This is a genomic window from Micromonospora sp. NBC_01405 (genome assembly GCF_045040155.1).
In the GTDB taxonomy this organism is placed as follows: Bacteria; Actinomycetota; Actinomycetes; order Mycobacteriales; family Micromonosporaceae; genus Micromonospora.
This window is the reverse complement of sequence record NZ_CP109532.1, coordinates 2,440,038-2,455,021: the sequence shown is the minus strand read 5'-3', so window position 1 is coordinate 2,455,021 and position 14,984 is coordinate 2,440,038. Positions and strand designations below refer to the sequence as shown.

Sequence of the window (14,984 nt, the reverse complement as noted above, 5' to 3'; positions counted from 1 at the left end):
ACAGGAGTCCGGTCCGGCCGGCCGGGGGCGGGGCGACGTAGGCTCGGGGGCGTGAGTGTGAGCCGGGAGATCGACGACATCCTGCAGCGCGGCGCGGACGGCGGGCGGATCACGCCCGAGGAGGCCCTGCTGATCTACACCGAGGCGCCCTTCCACGCCCTCGGCGAGGCAGCCGACGCGGTGCGTCGGCGGCGCTACCCCGACGACATCGTCACGTACCTGATCGACCGCAACATCAACTACACGAACGTCTGCGTGACGGCGTGCAAGTTCTGCGCCTTCTACCGCGCCCCCAAGCACAAGGAGGGGTGGACCCACCCGACCGAGGAGATCCTGCGCCGCTGCGGCGAGGCGGTCGAGCTGGGCGCCACCCAGGTCATGCTCCAGGGCGGCCACCACCCCGACTACGGGGTGGAGTACTACGAGGAGCTGTTCTCCTCGGTGAAGAAGGCGTACCCGCAGCTCGCCATCCACTCGATCGGGCCGAGCGAGATCCTGCACATGGCCAAGGTCTCCGGCGTCGGCCTCGACGAGGCCATCGCCCGGATCAAGGTGGCCGGGCTGGACTCGATCGCCGGCGCCGGCGCCGAGATGCTGCCGGACCGGCCGCGCAAGGCCATCGCGCCGCTCAAGGAGTCCGGTGCGCGCTGGCTGGAGGTCATGGAGCTGGCCCACCGGCAGGGCCTGGAGTCGACCGCGACGATGATGATGGGCACCGGCGAGACCAACACCGAGCGGATCGAGCACCTGCGGATGATCCGCGACGTGCAGGACCGCACCGGCGGGTTCCGGGCGTTCATCCCGTGGACGTACCAGCCGGAGAACAACCACCTCAAGGGCCGCACGCAGGCCACCACGCTGGAGTACCTGCGGCTGGTCGCGGTGGCCCGGCTGTTCTTCGAGACCGTCCCGCACCTCCAGGCGTCCTGGCTGACCACCGGCAAGGACGTCGGCCAGCTCGCCCTGCACATGGGGGTGGACGACCTCGGCTCGATCATGCTGGAGGAGAACGTCATCTCCTCGGCCGGCGCCCGGCACCGCTCCAACCTGCACGAGCTGATCGGCATGATCCGCTCTGCCGACCGCATCCCGGCCCAGCGGGACACCCTCTACCGCCGGCTCGCGGTGCACCGCACCCCGGCCGACGACCCGACCGACGACCGGGTGGTCTCGCACTTCTCGTCGATCGCCATGCCGGGCGGCGGGGCTGGCCGGCCGCTGCCGCTGGTCGAGGTCAACTGACCCACCGCGCACCGGCGGACACGCTGGGCGAGCGCTCACCGGCCGGTCGGCCGGTGAGCCGATCGGCGGTCCGGACAGTTCTGCTCGGCCTGTCGGACCTGGTGTGCGTCTTGTCGTCCGAAAGGGTCGCGCAGGCCAGCGCGGGTCGCTAACGTCCCCCGCGACGTGGTCCGAGGCTCAGTCCTCCATCGGCCCGTGGGGGCCGTTCACATAGAGCACGGCGGTGGGGGCGGGATGGTCGACCATCCCGCCCCCACCGTCTTGACGGCCGGGGCCGGACGGATGAATTGCCGTGCTGGCTCCTGGCGCAATCGATCTACCTCGGATAACGTCCGCTCGGTTCCGCAAAAACCCTCCTTCTTCCCTAACCCCGGGGGATCAATGACCTCGTTCCACCGTTCGGCCCTGGCCCGTGTCGGCGCCGTGGCGCTGCTGGCCGCCGGCGGCCTGGCCACCGTGGCGGCCCCGGCCCAGGCGGCCGACCAGGCCGACCTGGCGCTGATCCCGCTCAGCCAGAACCTGGCCAAGGGCGTCGAGGCGGCCAAGGCCAAGCCGTTCAAGTTCACCGTCGACAACACCCGCAGCTCGGTCGCGGCCCGCGACGTCCGGGTCACCGTGGAGACGAAGGGCCTGACCAAGCGGGTCGGCTTCGTCGTCCCCGACGGCTGCGAGGTCTCCGGCACGGCCTTCACCTGCCTGCTCGGCGACCTGGCCGGCGGTACCAGCGAGGACTTCGGCATCCCGCTGTTCAGCACCGGCGGCCGGGGCAAGGGCGGCGCGCTGAAGGTGACGGTCGCCTCGTCGACCGCCGACCCGGACACGGACGACAACAGCGAGACCGTCGACATCACCGTCACCCGCCCCGGCTACGACCTCACCTCCTGGGTGCAGGACGGGTACGCCAACGTCGTGGTCGACGGCGCGCAGAGCAACGAGCCGGACCTGAAGCCGATCCCGCGCGGCGCGACCGCCCCGCTGGACTGGGCGATCTACAACGACGGCAGCCGCCGGGCGACCGGCGTCTTCTACGCCATCACGCTGCCGGCCAAGGTCAGCTTCGCGAAGCTGCCCGAGAACTGCGTCGAGCAGGAGTTCGGCGGCCTGGCCCAGGCGTTCTGCGAGGACACCGGCGCGGTGATCCGGCCGGGCGAGTACTACACCGACGACGTACGGGTGAAGGTCGCCGCCGACGCCGACGAGCCGGTGCTGCGCATCGGCGAACTCTTCGCGTACGGGCTGGACGAGGCGCAGGGCGCTCCCGAGGAGGAGTCGCAGGTCGCCTCGGCGGCCCAGCGTCGCGCCTTCACCGAGACGGACGAGGTCGACAACCAGGCCGTCTTCGACGTCTTCGTGGACCTGTCCGCCCAGCCCACCCCCACCCCCACCCCGACGCCGACCGGCGCCCCGACCCCGGGCCCGTCCGCCGAGCCGAGCGCGACCACCTCGCCGGGCACCGGCGGTGGCGGTGGCGGGCTTCCGGTGACCGGCGTGCAGGCCGGGCTGATCGGTGGCATCGGCGGCGCCGTGCTGCTGGCCGGAGGGGCGCTGCTGGTGCTCTCCCGCCGCCGCCGGGTGCTGCTGGTGACCCCGGGGGACGAGAGGTCGAACGCCTGACCGTCGGGAACGACTGACGCGACGCGCCGGGACGGGCGGGGTGGGTGACCACCCCGCCCGTCCGCGTACCTCCGCCGTGCGCCGCCGCCCCGGCATCGGTGGGTGGGGTGTCGGCTGGCAGAGTGGAGGGGTGAGCCTTACCCCGCAGGGCCAGCGCGCGAGCCTGGACAAGCAGCCGCACGAGGTCGCCGCGATGTTCGACGGCGTGGCCGCCCGCTACGACCTCACCAACACCGTCCTCTCCTTCGGGCAGGACCGGTTCTGGCGGCGGGCCACCCGGGCGGCTCTCGGGCTCGGCCCCGGCGACCGGGTGCTGGACGTCGGCGCGGGCACCGGCGTCTCGACCGAGGAGCTGGCCCAGTCCGGCGCGTACGCGGTCGGCGCTGACCTCTCTCTCGGCATGCTGCACGCCGGCAAGCGGTCCCGCCCCACGGTGCCGCTGCTGGCCGGGGACGCGCTGCGGCTGCCCTTCGCGGACGCCAGCTTCGACGCGGTGACCATCTCCTTCGCGCTGCGCAACGTGTCGGACACCGACGCGGCCCTGCGTGAGCTGGCCCGGGTCACCCGGCCCGGTGGCCGGCTGGTGGTCTGCGAGTTCAGCACCCCGGTCAACCCGGCGTTCCGCACGGTCTACCTGTCGTACCTGATGCGTTCCCTGCCGGCGGTGGCCCGCACGGTGTCCAGCAACCCGGACGCGTACGTCTACCTCGCCGAGTCGATCCGGGCCTGGCCGGACCAGCAGGCCCTGGCGGCGCGGATCGGGTCGGCCGGCTGGGGCCGGGTGGCCTGGCGCAACCTCACCGGCGGCGTGGTCGCCCTGCACCGCGCGGTTCGCGACTGAGTCGTTCCGACGCGTTTGTCGAATGCGCGCAATTAGTCCACTTTGCCCGGTAGGCTTGCTCCGTGACGGGAGCAGAGCCGGCGCGCGCGACGCCGAGCGAGGACGCCGCAGAACTCGTCGCCCAGCTCAGGGAGTTGGCGGGGGTCGACCCGGCCGACGTCCGTCAAGTGGTGGCGGAGGTGCTGGCGGCCCTGGACCGCGCGGCCGGTGGCGCCCTGCGTGATCACCTGCCGGAGGCCATCCGGGTCGATGCGGGTCTGGACGAGCCCACCTCCGCGCCGCTTTGACCCCTTTGTGGATCCCGGCGGCTCCCACCTCGGCAAGTTAGGGCCACCTAACCCGGCAGGGAGGTAGCGCCGGTCATAGACTCCACCCGACCGGCTTGTGAAGGATTTCACGAGCACGCGGGAGGAGGCCCAGATGACCGCGGTGGAGAACGACGCCGACGTGATCGTCGTGGGCGCCGGTCCTGGTGGCTCGGCGACGGCGTACCACCTGGCGCAGCACGGTGTGCGGGTGCTGCTGCTGGAGAAGACCGAGTTCCCCCGGGAAAAGGTCTGCGGCGACGGGCTGACCCCGCGCGCGGTCCGGCAGCTCATCCGCATGGGCGTGGACACCTCGCCCGAGGCGGGCTGGCTGCACAACCGGGGCCTGCGAGTGATCGGCGGTGGCGTCCGCCTGGAGTTGGACTGGCCGGACCTGGCCAGCTTCCCCAACTACGGCCTGGTCCGCACCCGGCTCGACTTCGACGACCTGCTCGCCCAGCGCGCCGTCTCGGCCGGGGCGAAGCTGCGCACCAACGTCAACGTGATCGGTCCGGTGCTCGACGCCGACAACCGGGTGGTCGGGGTGGAGGCCGAGGTCGGCCCGGACAAGGAGCCCGCCACCTTCCGCGCCCCGCTGGTGGTCGCCGCGGACGGCGTCTCCGGCCGATTCCCGCTCGCCCTCGGGCTTGCCAAGCGGGAGGACCGGCCGATCGGGGTGGCCGTCCGGCGGTACTACCGCTCGCCGGCCAAGCACGACGACGACTACCTGGAGTCGTGGCTGGAGCTGCGCAGCAAGGCCAGCGGCGACAACCTGCTCCCCGGGTACGGCTGGATCTTCGGTCTCGGCGACGGGCGGGTCAACGTCGGCCTCGGCGTGCTCAACTCCTCGACCGCCTTCGGCAAGACCAACTACCGGCGGCTGCTCACCGACTGGCTGGCCAACACCCCCGAGGACTGGGGAATGACCGACGAGTCGAACGCCGAGGGGCCGATCCTCGGCGCGGCGCTGCCGATGGGCTTCAACCGGGTGCCGCACTACACTCGCGGCGTCATGCTGGTCGGCGACTCCGGCGGCATGGTCAACCCGTTCAACGGCGAGGGCATCGCATACGCGATGGAGTCCGGAGAGCTGGCCGCGGAGGTCGCGGTGCAGGCCCTCGCCCGGCCGGCCGGCGCCGAGCGGGAGCGGGCGCTGATGGCGTACCCGCAGGAACTGAAGGCCCGGTTCGGCGGCTACTACCGGCTCGGCGGGATCTTCGTGAAGCTGATCGGCCGTCCGGAGATCATGCGGATGGCCACCAAGCACGGCATGCCGCATCCAGCCCTGATGCGGTTCGTGCTCAAGCTGCTGGCCAACCTGACCGACCCGCGCGGCGGGGACGCGATGGACCGGGTCATCAACGCGATGACGAAGGCGGCGCCAGCCGTGTAGCACGAGGAGTGCGCGTGAGCCCGCAGGTCGCCGAGGAGCGCGGGGCTCCGGCCGGGCGGTCGACGAAGACCGCAGGCTGGACAGGGATCGACCCCGCCGACAGCCGTCGTGAGGGACGTGAATAGTGTGATTTTGGCCAACCACCGCCGAGGGCAGGGAAGGACGAGCAGGAGACCACAATGACGCTCTCGCCTTACGCACCCATCATCGGGCTGTTCGCCCTCGCCGCGGCGTTCTCGCTGTTCTCCGTGGCCGCCGCCCGCTTCGCCGGCCCGCGCCGGTACAACAAAGCCAAACTCGAGGCGTACGAGTGCGGCATCGAGCCCAGCCCGCAGCCCGTCGGGGGCGGCCGGTTCCCGATCAAGTTCTACCTGACGGCGATGCTCTTCATCGTCTTCGACATCGAGATCATCTTCCTCTACCCCTGGGCGGTCTCGTTCGACGCCCTGCCGATCTTCGGCTTCGTGGAGATGGTCCTGTTCATCGTCGCGGTCTTCGTCGCATACGCCTACGTGTGGCGGCGCGGCGGCCTGGACTGGGACTGAGGGAGACACGCAGATGGGTATCGAGGAGAAGCTTCCCGCCGGCATCCTGCTCACCTCCGTGGAGTCGCTGGTCAACTGGTCGCGGAAGACGTCCTTCTGGGGCGCCACCTTCGGCCTGGCCTGCTGCGCCATCGAGATGATGGCCGCCGGTGGCCCGCACTACGACCTGGGCCGCTGGGGCATGGAGGTGTTCCGCGCCTCGCCCCGGCAGGCGGACCTGATGATCGTGGCCGGCCGGGTGAGTCAGAAGATGGCACCGGTCCTGCGCCAGATCTACGACCAGATGGCCGAGCCCCGCTGGGTGCTCTCGATGGGCGTCTGCGCCAGCAGCGGCGGCATGTTCAACAACTACGCCATCGTGCAGGGCGTCGACCACATCGTGCCCGTCGACATGTACCTCCCGGGCTGCCCGCCCCGGCCGGAGATGCTCATCGACGCGATTCTCAAGCTCCGCGAGAAGGTCATGCACGAGCCTCTGGGCCCGAACGGCCGCAAGATGCTGGAGGCCCGCCGGGAGCGCGGCGACCTGCCGGTCGTCCCGTACGGCTCGATGCCGTCGTCGTACCGCAGTGACAAGGCCCGCCGCGCCGAGTGGACCAAGGCGGTCCGCGAGGGGCGCGAGGAGCAGCTGCGGATCGAGAACTGGATGAAGGCCGAGAACCACCTCCACCCGCACGGGGGTATCAAGTGAGCGCAGCTTCGAACACCGGCGGCCTGCCGGTGCCGGTGACGCCGTCCGGAGCCAGCAGCGGTGCGCCCGCCGAGTACCCGCCGGCCGGCCCGGCCGGGCGCGGCATGTTCGGCATCCACGGCTCGGGCGACGTCTCCGGCTTCGGTGGCCTGGTTCGCCCGCGTCAGCCGGTCGAGGAGACCCCCCGGCCGTACGGGGGCTACTTCGACGAGGTCCGCGACGCGCTGGAGGAGGCCTACCCGGCGTTCGGCGACGCGATCGAGAAGATCGTGGTCGACCGGGGCGAGCTGACCCTGCACGTCCGCCCGGAGCGGATCGCCGAGGTCTGCCAGGTGATGCGGGACGACCTCGCGCTGCGCTTCGAGCTGTGCTCCTCGGTGTCCGGGGTGGACTACCTCGGTGCGCACGAGCGCCGGCTGCACGTGGTCTACCAGCTCACCTCGATGACGTACCGCCGCCGGGTGCGGCTGGAGGCCGCGGTGTCCGCCGAGGACCCGCACCTGCCGAGCGTCACCAGTGTCTACCCGACCGCCGACTGGCAGGAGCGGGAGGCGTACGACATGTTCGGCATCATCTTCGACGGCCACCCCAACCTGACCCGGATCCTCATGCCGGACGACTGGGAGGGGCACCCCCAGCGCAAGGACTATCCGCTCGGCGGCGTCCCCGTCGAGTACAAGGGCGCGGAGATTCCGCCGCCGGACCGACGGAGGTCGTACCAGTGACGACGTCGAACTACGCGACCGAGCGCGAGACCACCGAGGGCCGGGTCTTCACCGTCACCGGTGGGGACTGGGACCAGATCGTCTCCGGCACGGACCCGATCAACGACGAGCGGATCGTCGTGAACATGGGTCCGCAGCACCCGTCCACCCACGGCGTGCTCCGGCTGATCCTGGAGCTGGAGGGCGAGACCGTCCGCGAGGCGCGGTCGGTCATCGGGTACCTGCACACCGGCATCGAGAAGAACCTGGAATACCGCAACTGGGTGCAGGGCACGACCTTCGTGACCCGGATGGACTACCTCGCGCCGCTGTTCAACGAGACGGCGTACAGCCTCGCGGTGGAGAAGCTGCTCGGCATCACCGACGACATCACCGAGCGGGCTACCACGATCCGGGTCCTGATGATGGAGCTGAACCGGATCTCCTCGCACCTGGTCTGGGTGGCCACCACGGCCATGGAGCTCGGCGCGATCAACATGATGCTGTACGGCTTCCGCGAGCGGGAGTACATCCTCGACATCTTCGAGAGCATCACCGGCCTGCGGATGAACCACGCGTACGTCCGGCCGGGCGGCGTGGCGCAGGACGTGCCGGACGAGGCGATCGTCAAGATCCACAGGTTCCTCAAGATGATGCCGAAGAGGCTCAAGGAGTACGAGGATCTCCTCTCCGGCCAGCCGATCTGGATCGAGCGCACCACGAACGTCGCGGTGCTCGACGCGACCGGCTGCCTCGCGCTGGGCGTCACCGGCCCGGTGCTCCGCTCCGCCGGCCTCGCCTGGGACCTGCGCAAGACCATGCCGTACTGCGGCTACGAGACGTACGAGTTCGACGTGCCGACCCACACCGACGGCGACGTCTGGGGCCGCTACCTGGTCCGGCTCGCCGAGATCCGGGAGTCGCTCAAGCTCGTCGAGCAGGCGCTGGACCGGTTGAAGCCGGGCCCGGTGATGGTCGCCGACCGCAAGATCGCCTGGCCGGCGCAGCTCGCCATCGGCGTCGACGGCATGGGCAACTCGCTGGAGCACGTCGCGAAGATCATGGGCCAGTCGATGGAGTCGCTGATCCATCACTTCAAGCTGGTCACCGAGGGCTTCCGGGTCCCGCCGGGCCAGGTGTACGTCGGCATCGAGTCGCCCCGCGGCGAGCTGGGCGTGCACGCCGTCTCCGACGGTGGCACCCGCCCGTACCGGGTGCACTACCGGGAGCCGAGCTTCGTCAACCTCCAGGCCCTCCCGGCGATGTCCGAGGGCGGCCTGATCGCCGACGTGATCGCCGGCGGCGCCTCGCTGGACCCCGTGATGGGTGGATGTGACCGATGAGCTTCACCGAAACGACTCGTGAGCGGGCGCGGGAGATCGTCGCCCGGTACCCGGCCGACCGGTCCCGCTCGGCGCTGCTGCCGCTGCTGCACCTGGTGCAGTCGGAGGAGGGGTACGTCTCCCCGGCCGGCGTCGAGTTCTGCGCCGACGTGCTCGGCCTGAACAAGGCCCAGGTCGGCGCAGTGGCCACCTTCTACACGATGTACAAGCGCAGGCCGACCGGCGACTACCTGGTCAGCGTCTGCACCAACACGATGTGCAACGTGCTCGGCGGGCAGGAGGTCTACGACACCCTGGCCGAGCACCTCGGCGTCGGCCACGACGAGACCACCGCCGACGGCAAGGTCACCCTGGAGCACGCCGAGTGCCTGGCGGCCTGCGACTACGGCCCGGTGATGACCGTCAACTACGACTTCTTCGACGGCGTCGACCCGCAGACCGCCCTCGGGGTGGTCGAGGAGCTGCGTTCCGGTGGCCGGCCGATGCCGACCCGGGGCGCGCGGCTCTGCACGCTGAAGGAGATGGCGGTGCAGCTCGCCGGCTTCGCCGACGAGCGCGAGGGCGCGGTCGCCGACGGCGGCCCGGGCGAGCCCACCCTGCGCGGCCTGCGGCTGGCCGAGCAGCACGGCATCTCGGTGCCGGGCTACGACCCGAACACGCCGATCCGCAGCAAGGCGGAGGCGGACGCCGCCGCGGCGAGGGCGAAGGCCGCGGAGCAGGCGAAGCCGGCCCCCGCCACCACGGCGACCGGCAGCACCGCTCCCGACGTGAAGGCGCCGGACGCCAAGTCGCCCGAGGTGCGGGCCGCGGAGACCCGGCAGCCGGACGCCCGGACCGCCGTGCCGGACGCGCCCGGCACCAAGGTTCCGGCCGACCCGACGCCCCCGGCGCCGCGCGACGCGCGGGAGGCCGAGGCCGCCGGCGTCGCCGCGAACCCGCCGGCCGGTGACGGCAAGCCCGCCGGCGACGAGGCCGGCGCGCAGGAGCGCTCGCTCAAGGAAGCGGCGGCATCCGCGGGTGCGAGGAGCGAGCTTGCGAGCCCCAATCGCCCGCGCGAGGAACGAGTGGAGCGAGGCCCGCAGTCGTGGGCTGAGAACCGCGCAGTCGCGAGCGAAGGGGGAACCAAGAAGTGACCACTCCTCGGCCGGAGACCCTGGCCAAGCTCACCCCCGTGCTCACCAAGCGCTGGCTGTCGCCGGACGCCTGGCGGATCGGCACGTACGAGAGGCTGGACGGCTACGCCGCCCTGCGCAAGGCGCTCAAGGCCCACCCGGACGACCTGATCCAGCTCGTCAAGGACTCCGGGCTGCGCGGTCGCGGCGGCGCGGGCTTCCCGACCGGCCTGAAGTGGGGGTTCATCCCGCAGGGCGACGGCAAGCCGCACTACCTGGTGGTGAACGCCGACGAGGGCGAGCCGGGCACCTGCAAGGACCTGCCGCTGATGACCCACGACCCGCACTCGCTGGTCGAGGGCGTGATCATCGGGTCGTACGCGATCCGGGCCAGCCGGGCCTACATCTACATCCGCGGCGAGGCGGTGCACGCCGCCCGCCGGCTGCGCAACGCCGTGCGGGAGGCGTACGCCAAGGGCTACCTCGGTAAGAACATCCTCGGCTCCGGGTTCGACCTGGAGCTGGTGGTGCACTCGGGTGCCGGGGCGTACATCTGCGGCGAGGAGACGGCGCTGCTGGACTCGCTGGAGGGCTTTCGGGGCCAGCCCCGGCTGCGCCCGCCGTTCCCGGCGACCCACGGCCTGTACGCCAGCCCCACGGTGGTCAACAACGTCGGCACCATCGCCAGCGTGCCGTACATCGTGCTGGGCGGGGCCGACTGGTGGAAGTCCATGGGCACGGAGAAGTCCGCCGGGCCGATGATCTACTCGCTCTCCGGCCGGATCGCCGAACCGGGCCAGTACGAGTGCACGATGGGCGTCACGCTGCGCGAGCTCCTGGAGCTGGCCGGCGGGATGCAGCCGGGGCACAACCTGCGGTTCTGGACCCCGGGCGGCTCGTCGACCCCGCTGCTCACCGCCGAGCACCTGGACGTGCCACTGGACTTCGAGGGGGTGGCGGCGGCCGGCTCGATCCTGGGCACCACGGCCACCCAGATCTTCTCCGACCAGGACTGCCCGGTGTACGCGACGTACCGGTGGCTGGAGTTCTACCACCACGAGTCGTGCGGCAAGTGCACCCCGTGCCGCGAGGGCAACTACTGGATGGTCCGGGTCTACCGGCGGATCCTCGCCGGCCAGGGCACCCACGAGGACCTGGACACCCTGCTGGACACCTGCGACAACATCCTCGGCCGCTCGTTCTGCGGCCTGGGTGACGGTGCGACCAGCTCGGTGACCTCGTCGTTGCAGTACTTCAAGCAGGACTACCTCGACTACATCGAGGGACGTACCGCGCCGAAGCTGTCGGACAAGCAGCTGGTGGGAGCGCACTAATGACCGACGTAGCCAAGCAGACCGAGACCGTCACCCTCACGATCGACGGCATCGAGGTCACCGCACCCAAGGGCGCGCTGCTGATCCGGGTCGCCGAGCAGTTGGGCACCGAGATCCCGCGCTTCTGCGACCATCCGCTGCTGGCCCCGGCCGGCGCGTGCCGGCAGTGCCTGGTCGAGGTGGAGGGCCAGCGCAAGCCGGTGGCCTCCTGCACCCAGACCGTCGCCGAGGGCATGGTGGTCCGCACCCAGCTCACCTCCGGCGTCGCCAAGAAGGCGCAGGAGGGGGTCATGGAGCTGTTGCTGCTCAACCATCCGCTCGACTGCCCGATGTGCGACAAGGGTGGCGAGTGCCCGCTGCAGAACCAGGCGATGTCCACCGGCCGCACGGACTCCCGGTTCCACGAGCACAAGCGGGAGTACGAGAAGCCGATGGCGATCAGCACCCAGGTGCTGCTCGACCGCGAGCGCTGTGTGCTCTGCCAGCGGTGCACCCGGTTCTCCGAGGAGATCGCCGGCGACAAGTTCATCGACCTGATGGGCCGGTCGTCCGCCGAGGAAATCAACATCTACCGGGACGAGGCGTACGGCGAGGAGGGCGACGCGGGCGACGTCCCGTTCAACTCGTACTTCTCCGGCAACACCGTGCAGATCTGCCCGGTGGGCGCGCTGACCGGCGCGCAGTACCGCTTCCGGGCCCGCCCGTTCGACCTGGTCTCCAGCCCGAGCGTGTGCGAGCACTGCTCGGCCGGCTGCGCCCAGCGCACCGACTGGCGGCGGGGCAAGGTGACTCGCCGGCTGGCCGGCGACGACCCGCAGGTCAACGAGGAGTGGAACTGCGACAAGGGACGCTGGGGCTTCCAGTACGCCCGCGCCTTCGACCGGCTCACCACCCCGCGGGTCCGCGACTCCGAGACCGGTGAGCTGCGCGAGGCGTCGTGGAGCGAGGCGCTGACCGTCGCCGCCGAAGGGCTGCGGGCCGCCCGGGACGGCGGCCACGGCACGGCGGTGCTGACCGGCGGCCGGCTGACCGTCGAGGACGCGTACGCGTACGCGAAGTTCGCCCGGGTCGCGCTGAACACCAACGACATCGACTTCCGGGCCCGGCCGGTCTCCCGCGAGGAGTCCGACTTCCTGGCCAGCACGGTCGCCGGGCGCACCGACGTCACCTACGCGGACGTGGAGAACGCGCCCGCCGTGGTGCTGGTCGGTCTGGAGCCGGAGGAGGAGTGCCCGATCCTCTTCCTGCGGCTGCGCAAGGCGTACCTGAAGAAGAAGCTCACGGTGTACGCCCTCGCGCCGTTCGCCACCCGTGGCCTGGAGAAGCTCGGGGCCAAGCTGGCCCGGGTGGTGCCGGGCGAGGAGGCGAGCGTCCTCGCCGAGCACGCGACGGTGGCCGAGGCGCTCAGCGCCCCGGGCGCGATCCTGATCGTCGGCGAGCGGCTGGGCGAGGTGCCCGGCGGCCTGTCGGCGGCGGCGGACGTCGCCCGGCGTACCGGCGCGAAGCTGGCCTGGGTGCCGCGGCGCGCGGGCGACCGGGGCGCGGTCGACGCGGGCTGCCTGCCCAACCTGCTTCCCGGCGGCCGTCCGGTCACCGAGCCGGCGGCCCGGGCCGAACTGGGCGAGGCGTGGGACATCGCGGCCGGGGTGATCCCGAGCCAGGCCGGCCGGGACACCGACGGCATCGTCGCCGCCGCCGCGAACGGCCAGCTCGGCGCGCTGGTGGTGGCCGGGGTCGACCCGGCCGACCTGGCCGACCCCCGGTTGGCCGAGCAGGCCCTCGACGCGGTGCCGTTCCTGGTGAGCCTGGAGCTGCGCAACAGCGCGGTGGCCCGGCGGGCCGACGTGGTCCTCCCGGTGGCCCCGGTGGTCGAGAAGGCCGGCAGCTTCCTGGACTGGGAGGGCCGGCTGCGTCCCTTCGACGCGGTGCTGCACACCGCCGCGATGACCGACGGCCGGGTGCTGGACGCGCTCGCCGCGCTGCTCGACGTGCAGATCGGCACGGGCGACGTGCTCAGCATCCGGCGGGAGCTGGGTAGCCTGTCGCCGACCCGGGCCGACCGGCCGTCCGCGCCGTCGGTGGAGCCGGCCCCGGTGCCGCAGCCCGGCGCCGGCGAGGCCGTCCTGTCCACCTGGCACCAGCTCATCGACCTGGGCAGCCTCACCGACGGTGACGAGCACCTGAGCGGCACCGCCCGCCCGCCGGTGGCACGGGTGGGCAAGGGCACCGCGGAGGCGCTCGGCGTCGCCGACGGTGACCCGGTCACGGTGGGCACCGACCGCGGGGCGATCACCCTGCCGGCGGCGATCACCGAGATGCCCGACGGCGTCGTCTGGCTGCCGACCAACTCACCCGGCTCCACCGTGCGGCGCGGCCTCGGCGCGACGTCCGGCACGGTGGTACGGATCTCCGCGGCGGTCGCCGCCACGGAGCAGGCCACCCCGGCGGTCGCCGCGGACGCGGCCGGCCACCCGGGTCCGCTCCTCAACACCGGGGGTGTTTCCCAGTGAACGCGGTCTACCTGGCCCAGGACCCGACGCTGGCCGACTTCGGCAAGGACCCGTGGTGGCTGGTCCTGATCAAGGTCGTCTTCGCCTTCGTCGTCGCCGTGCTGGCCACGCTGCTCGGTGTCTGGTTCGAACGGCGGGTCGTCGGCCGCATGGCGGTGCGGCCCGGCCCCAACCAGGCCGGCCCGTTCGGCCTGCTCCAGACCCTGGCCGACGGCCTGAAGATGGCCTTCAAGGAGGACATCCTCCCGAAGGCGGCGGACAAGGTCGTCTTCTTCTTCGCGCCGACCATTTCGGTGGTCTGCGCGGTCACCGCCCTGTCGGTGGTGCCGTTCGGCCCGATGGTGAGCATCTTCGGCCACCACACGCCGCTCCAGGTCACCGACGTGCCGGTGGCGGTGCTGGTGCTGCTGGCCTGCTCGTCGATGGGCATCTACGGCATCGTGCTCGGCGGTTGGGCCTCCGGCTCGACGTACCCGCTGCTCGGCGGCCTGCGGTCCACCGCCCAGATGATCTCCTACGAGGTCGCCATGGGGCTGAGCATCGTGGCGGTGTTCATGACCGCCGGCACGATGTCCACCAGCGGGATCGTCGCCGCCCAGGGGGACGCCACCCAGCTGACCATCTTCGGCACCGAGGTCCCGGCCCCCGGCTGGTACGCGATCCTGCTGCTGCCGAGCTTCATCATCTTCTTCATCTCCACCGTCGGTGAGACCAACCGGGCGCCGTTCGACCTCCCCGAGGCCGAGTCGGAGCTGGTCGCCGGCTACATGACCGAGTACAGCTCGCTGAAGTTCGCGCTCTTCATGCTCAGCGAGTACGTCGCGATGGTGACCATGTCCGCGGTCACCACGACGCTGTTCCTCGGCGGCTGGCGGGCCCCGTGGCCGATCACCCTGTGGGAGGGCGCCAACTCCGGTTGGTGGCCGATGCTGTGGTTCTTCGGCAAGGTGATCGCCCTGGTCTTCGTGTTCGTCTGGCTCCGCGGCACCCTGCCCCGGCTCCGGTACGACCAGTTCATGCGCTTCGGCTGGAAGGTGCTGCTGCCGATCAACCTGGTCTGGATCCTGGTCCTGGCCGGCCTGCGGTCGATCGAGGACTGGCAGACCAGGGACCGGCTGCTCACCACCGCGATCGGCGCGGGCGTGCTGCTGCTGGCGACGCTGCTCTGGCCGAGCCGCAAGCCGAAGCCGAAGCCTTCGCTCCAGGAGCAGGCCAACAGCCGTCCGCACGGCAGCTTCCCGCTGCCACCGATGGACCTGCAAGTGCCACCGAGCCCGCGCACCAAGCGTGTGGTCGCCGAGCGGGAGCCGGCCAACGTCGCCGCCGGCTCGGACTCCAGGGAGGTGTGAC

13 protein-coding genes are annotated in these 14,984 nt (G+C 71.5%); all 13 read left to right on the top strand.

Annotated features, from left to right (window positions below; all coding sequences use genetic code 11):
• The first annotated feature begins 51 nt into the window (after window positions 1–51).
• The 13 genes from mqnC to nuoH all read left to right on the top strand — a co-directional run bounded on the left by mqnC (window position 52) and on the right by nuoH (window position 14,983).
• Window positions 52–1,242, top strand: a complete 1,191-nt coding sequence (gene mqnC / locus OG559_RS09935; RefSeq protein ID WP_350883408.1) for a cyclic dehypoxanthinyl futalosine synthase — start codon at window positions 52–54, stop codon at window positions 1,240–1,242.
• Window positions 1,243–1,623: 381 nt separating this feature from the next.
• Window positions 1,624–2,856 (top strand): LPXTG cell wall anchor domain-containing protein, encoded by a 1,233-nt coding sequence (locus OG559_RS09930; protein WP_405114515.1) that lies wholly within the window; start codon window positions 1,624–1,626, stop codon window positions 2,854–2,856.
• Window positions 2,857–2,986: 130 nt separating this feature from the next.
• On the top strand, window positions 2,987–3,697 hold the full coding sequence (locus OG559_RS09925) for a demethylmenaquinone methyltransferase (protein ID WP_405114513.1): 711 nt from the start codon (window positions 2,987–2,989) through the stop codon (window positions 3,695–3,697).
• A 62-nt stretch (window positions 3,698–3,759) separates the two neighbouring features.
• The gene (locus tag OG559_RS09920; protein ID WP_405114511.1) at window positions 3,760–3,984 is read left to right on the top strand and encodes a hypothetical protein; all 225 of its coding nucleotides are present in this window, start codon (window positions 3,760–3,762) and stop codon (window positions 3,982–3,984) included.
• A gap of 133 nt (window positions 3,985–4,117) precedes the next feature.
• A complete protein-coding gene (locus OG559_RS09915) occupies window positions 4,118–5,395 on the top strand; it encodes a geranylgeranyl reductase family protein (RefSeq protein ID WP_396671550.1) in 1,278 nt (425 codons plus the stop codon).
• A gap of 179 nt (window positions 5,396–5,574) precedes the next feature.
• Window positions 5,575–5,940 (top strand): NADH-quinone oxidoreductase subunit A, encoded by a 366-nt coding sequence (locus tag OG559_RS09910; RefSeq protein WP_043961418.1) that lies wholly within the window; start codon window positions 5,575–5,577, stop codon window positions 5,938–5,940.
• 13 nt (window positions 5,941–5,953) lie between these two features.
• Window positions 5,954–6,631 (top strand): NuoB/complex I 20 kDa subunit family protein, encoded by a 678-nt coding sequence (locus OG559_RS09905; protein ID WP_405114508.1) that lies wholly within the window; start codon window positions 5,954–5,956, stop codon window positions 6,629–6,631.
• Window positions 6,628–7,356, top strand: coding sequence for an NADH-quinone oxidoreductase subunit C (locus OG559_RS09900; protein WP_405114506.1), 729 nt, complete (start codon window positions 6,628–6,630; stop codon window positions 7,354–7,356). Before OG559_RS09905 ends, OG559_RS09900 begins: the two co-directional genes overlap by 4 nt.
• On the top strand, window positions 7,353–8,678 hold the full coding sequence (locus OG559_RS09895; protein ID WP_405114504.1) for an NADH-quinone oxidoreductase subunit D: 1,326 nt from the start codon (window positions 7,353–7,355) through the stop codon (window positions 8,676–8,678). The genes OG559_RS09900 and OG559_RS09895 overlap by 4 nt, the downstream gene beginning before the upstream one ends.
• Entirely contained in the window at window positions 8,675–9,811 is a 1,137-nt protein-coding gene (nuoE, locus tag OG559_RS09890; protein ID WP_405114502.1) for an NADH-quinone oxidoreductase subunit NuoE, read from the top strand. The genes OG559_RS09895 and nuoE overlap by 4 nt, the downstream gene beginning before the upstream one ends.
• On the top strand, window positions 9,808–11,124 hold the full coding sequence (gene nuoF / locus OG559_RS09885) for an NADH-quinone oxidoreductase subunit NuoF (RefSeq protein ID WP_405114499.1): 1,317 nt from the start codon (window positions 9,808–9,810) through the stop codon (window positions 11,122–11,124). Before nuoE ends, nuoF begins: the two co-directional genes overlap by 4 nt.
• On the top strand, window positions 11,124–13,634 hold the full coding sequence (locus OG559_RS09880; protein ID WP_405114497.1) for an NADH-quinone oxidoreductase subunit G: 2,511 nt from the start codon (window positions 11,124–11,126) through the stop codon (window positions 13,632–13,634). Before nuoF ends, OG559_RS09880 begins: the two co-directional genes overlap by 1 nt.
• Window positions 13,631–14,983, top strand: coding sequence for an NADH-quinone oxidoreductase subunit NuoH (nuoH, locus tag OG559_RS09875; RefSeq protein ID WP_405114495.1), 1,353 nt, complete (start codon window positions 13,631–13,633; stop codon window positions 14,981–14,983). The genes OG559_RS09880 and nuoH overlap by 4 nt, the downstream gene beginning before the upstream one ends.
• Window position 14,984 lies beyond the last annotated feature (1 nt).

Excerpts from the sequence above, each read along its gene's own strand:
- OG559_RS09915 (WP_396671550.1), top strand. The coding sequence starts at position 4,118 with ATGACCGCGGTGGAGAACGACGCCGACGTGATCGTCGTGGGCGCCGGT.
- OG559_RS09905 (WP_405114508.1), top strand. The coding sequence starts at position 5,954 with ATGGGTATCGAGGAGAAGCTTCCCGCCGGCATCCTGCTCACCTCCGTG.
- OG559_RS09880 (WP_405114497.1), top strand. The coding sequence starts at position 11,124 with ATGACCGACGTAGCCAAGCAGACCGAGACCGTCACCCTCACGATCGAC.
- OG559_RS09930 (WP_405114515.1), top strand. The coding sequence starts at position 1,624 with ATGACCTCGTTCCACCGTTCGGCCCTGGCCCGTGTCGGCGCCGTGGCG.
- OG559_RS09910 (WP_043961418.1), top strand. The coding sequence starts at position 5,575 with ATGACGCTCTCGCCTTACGCACCCATCATCGGGCTGTTCGCCCTCGCC.
- nuoE (WP_405114502.1), top strand. The coding sequence starts at position 8,675 with ATGAGCTTCACCGAAACGACTCGTGAGCGGGCGCGGGAGATCGTCGCC.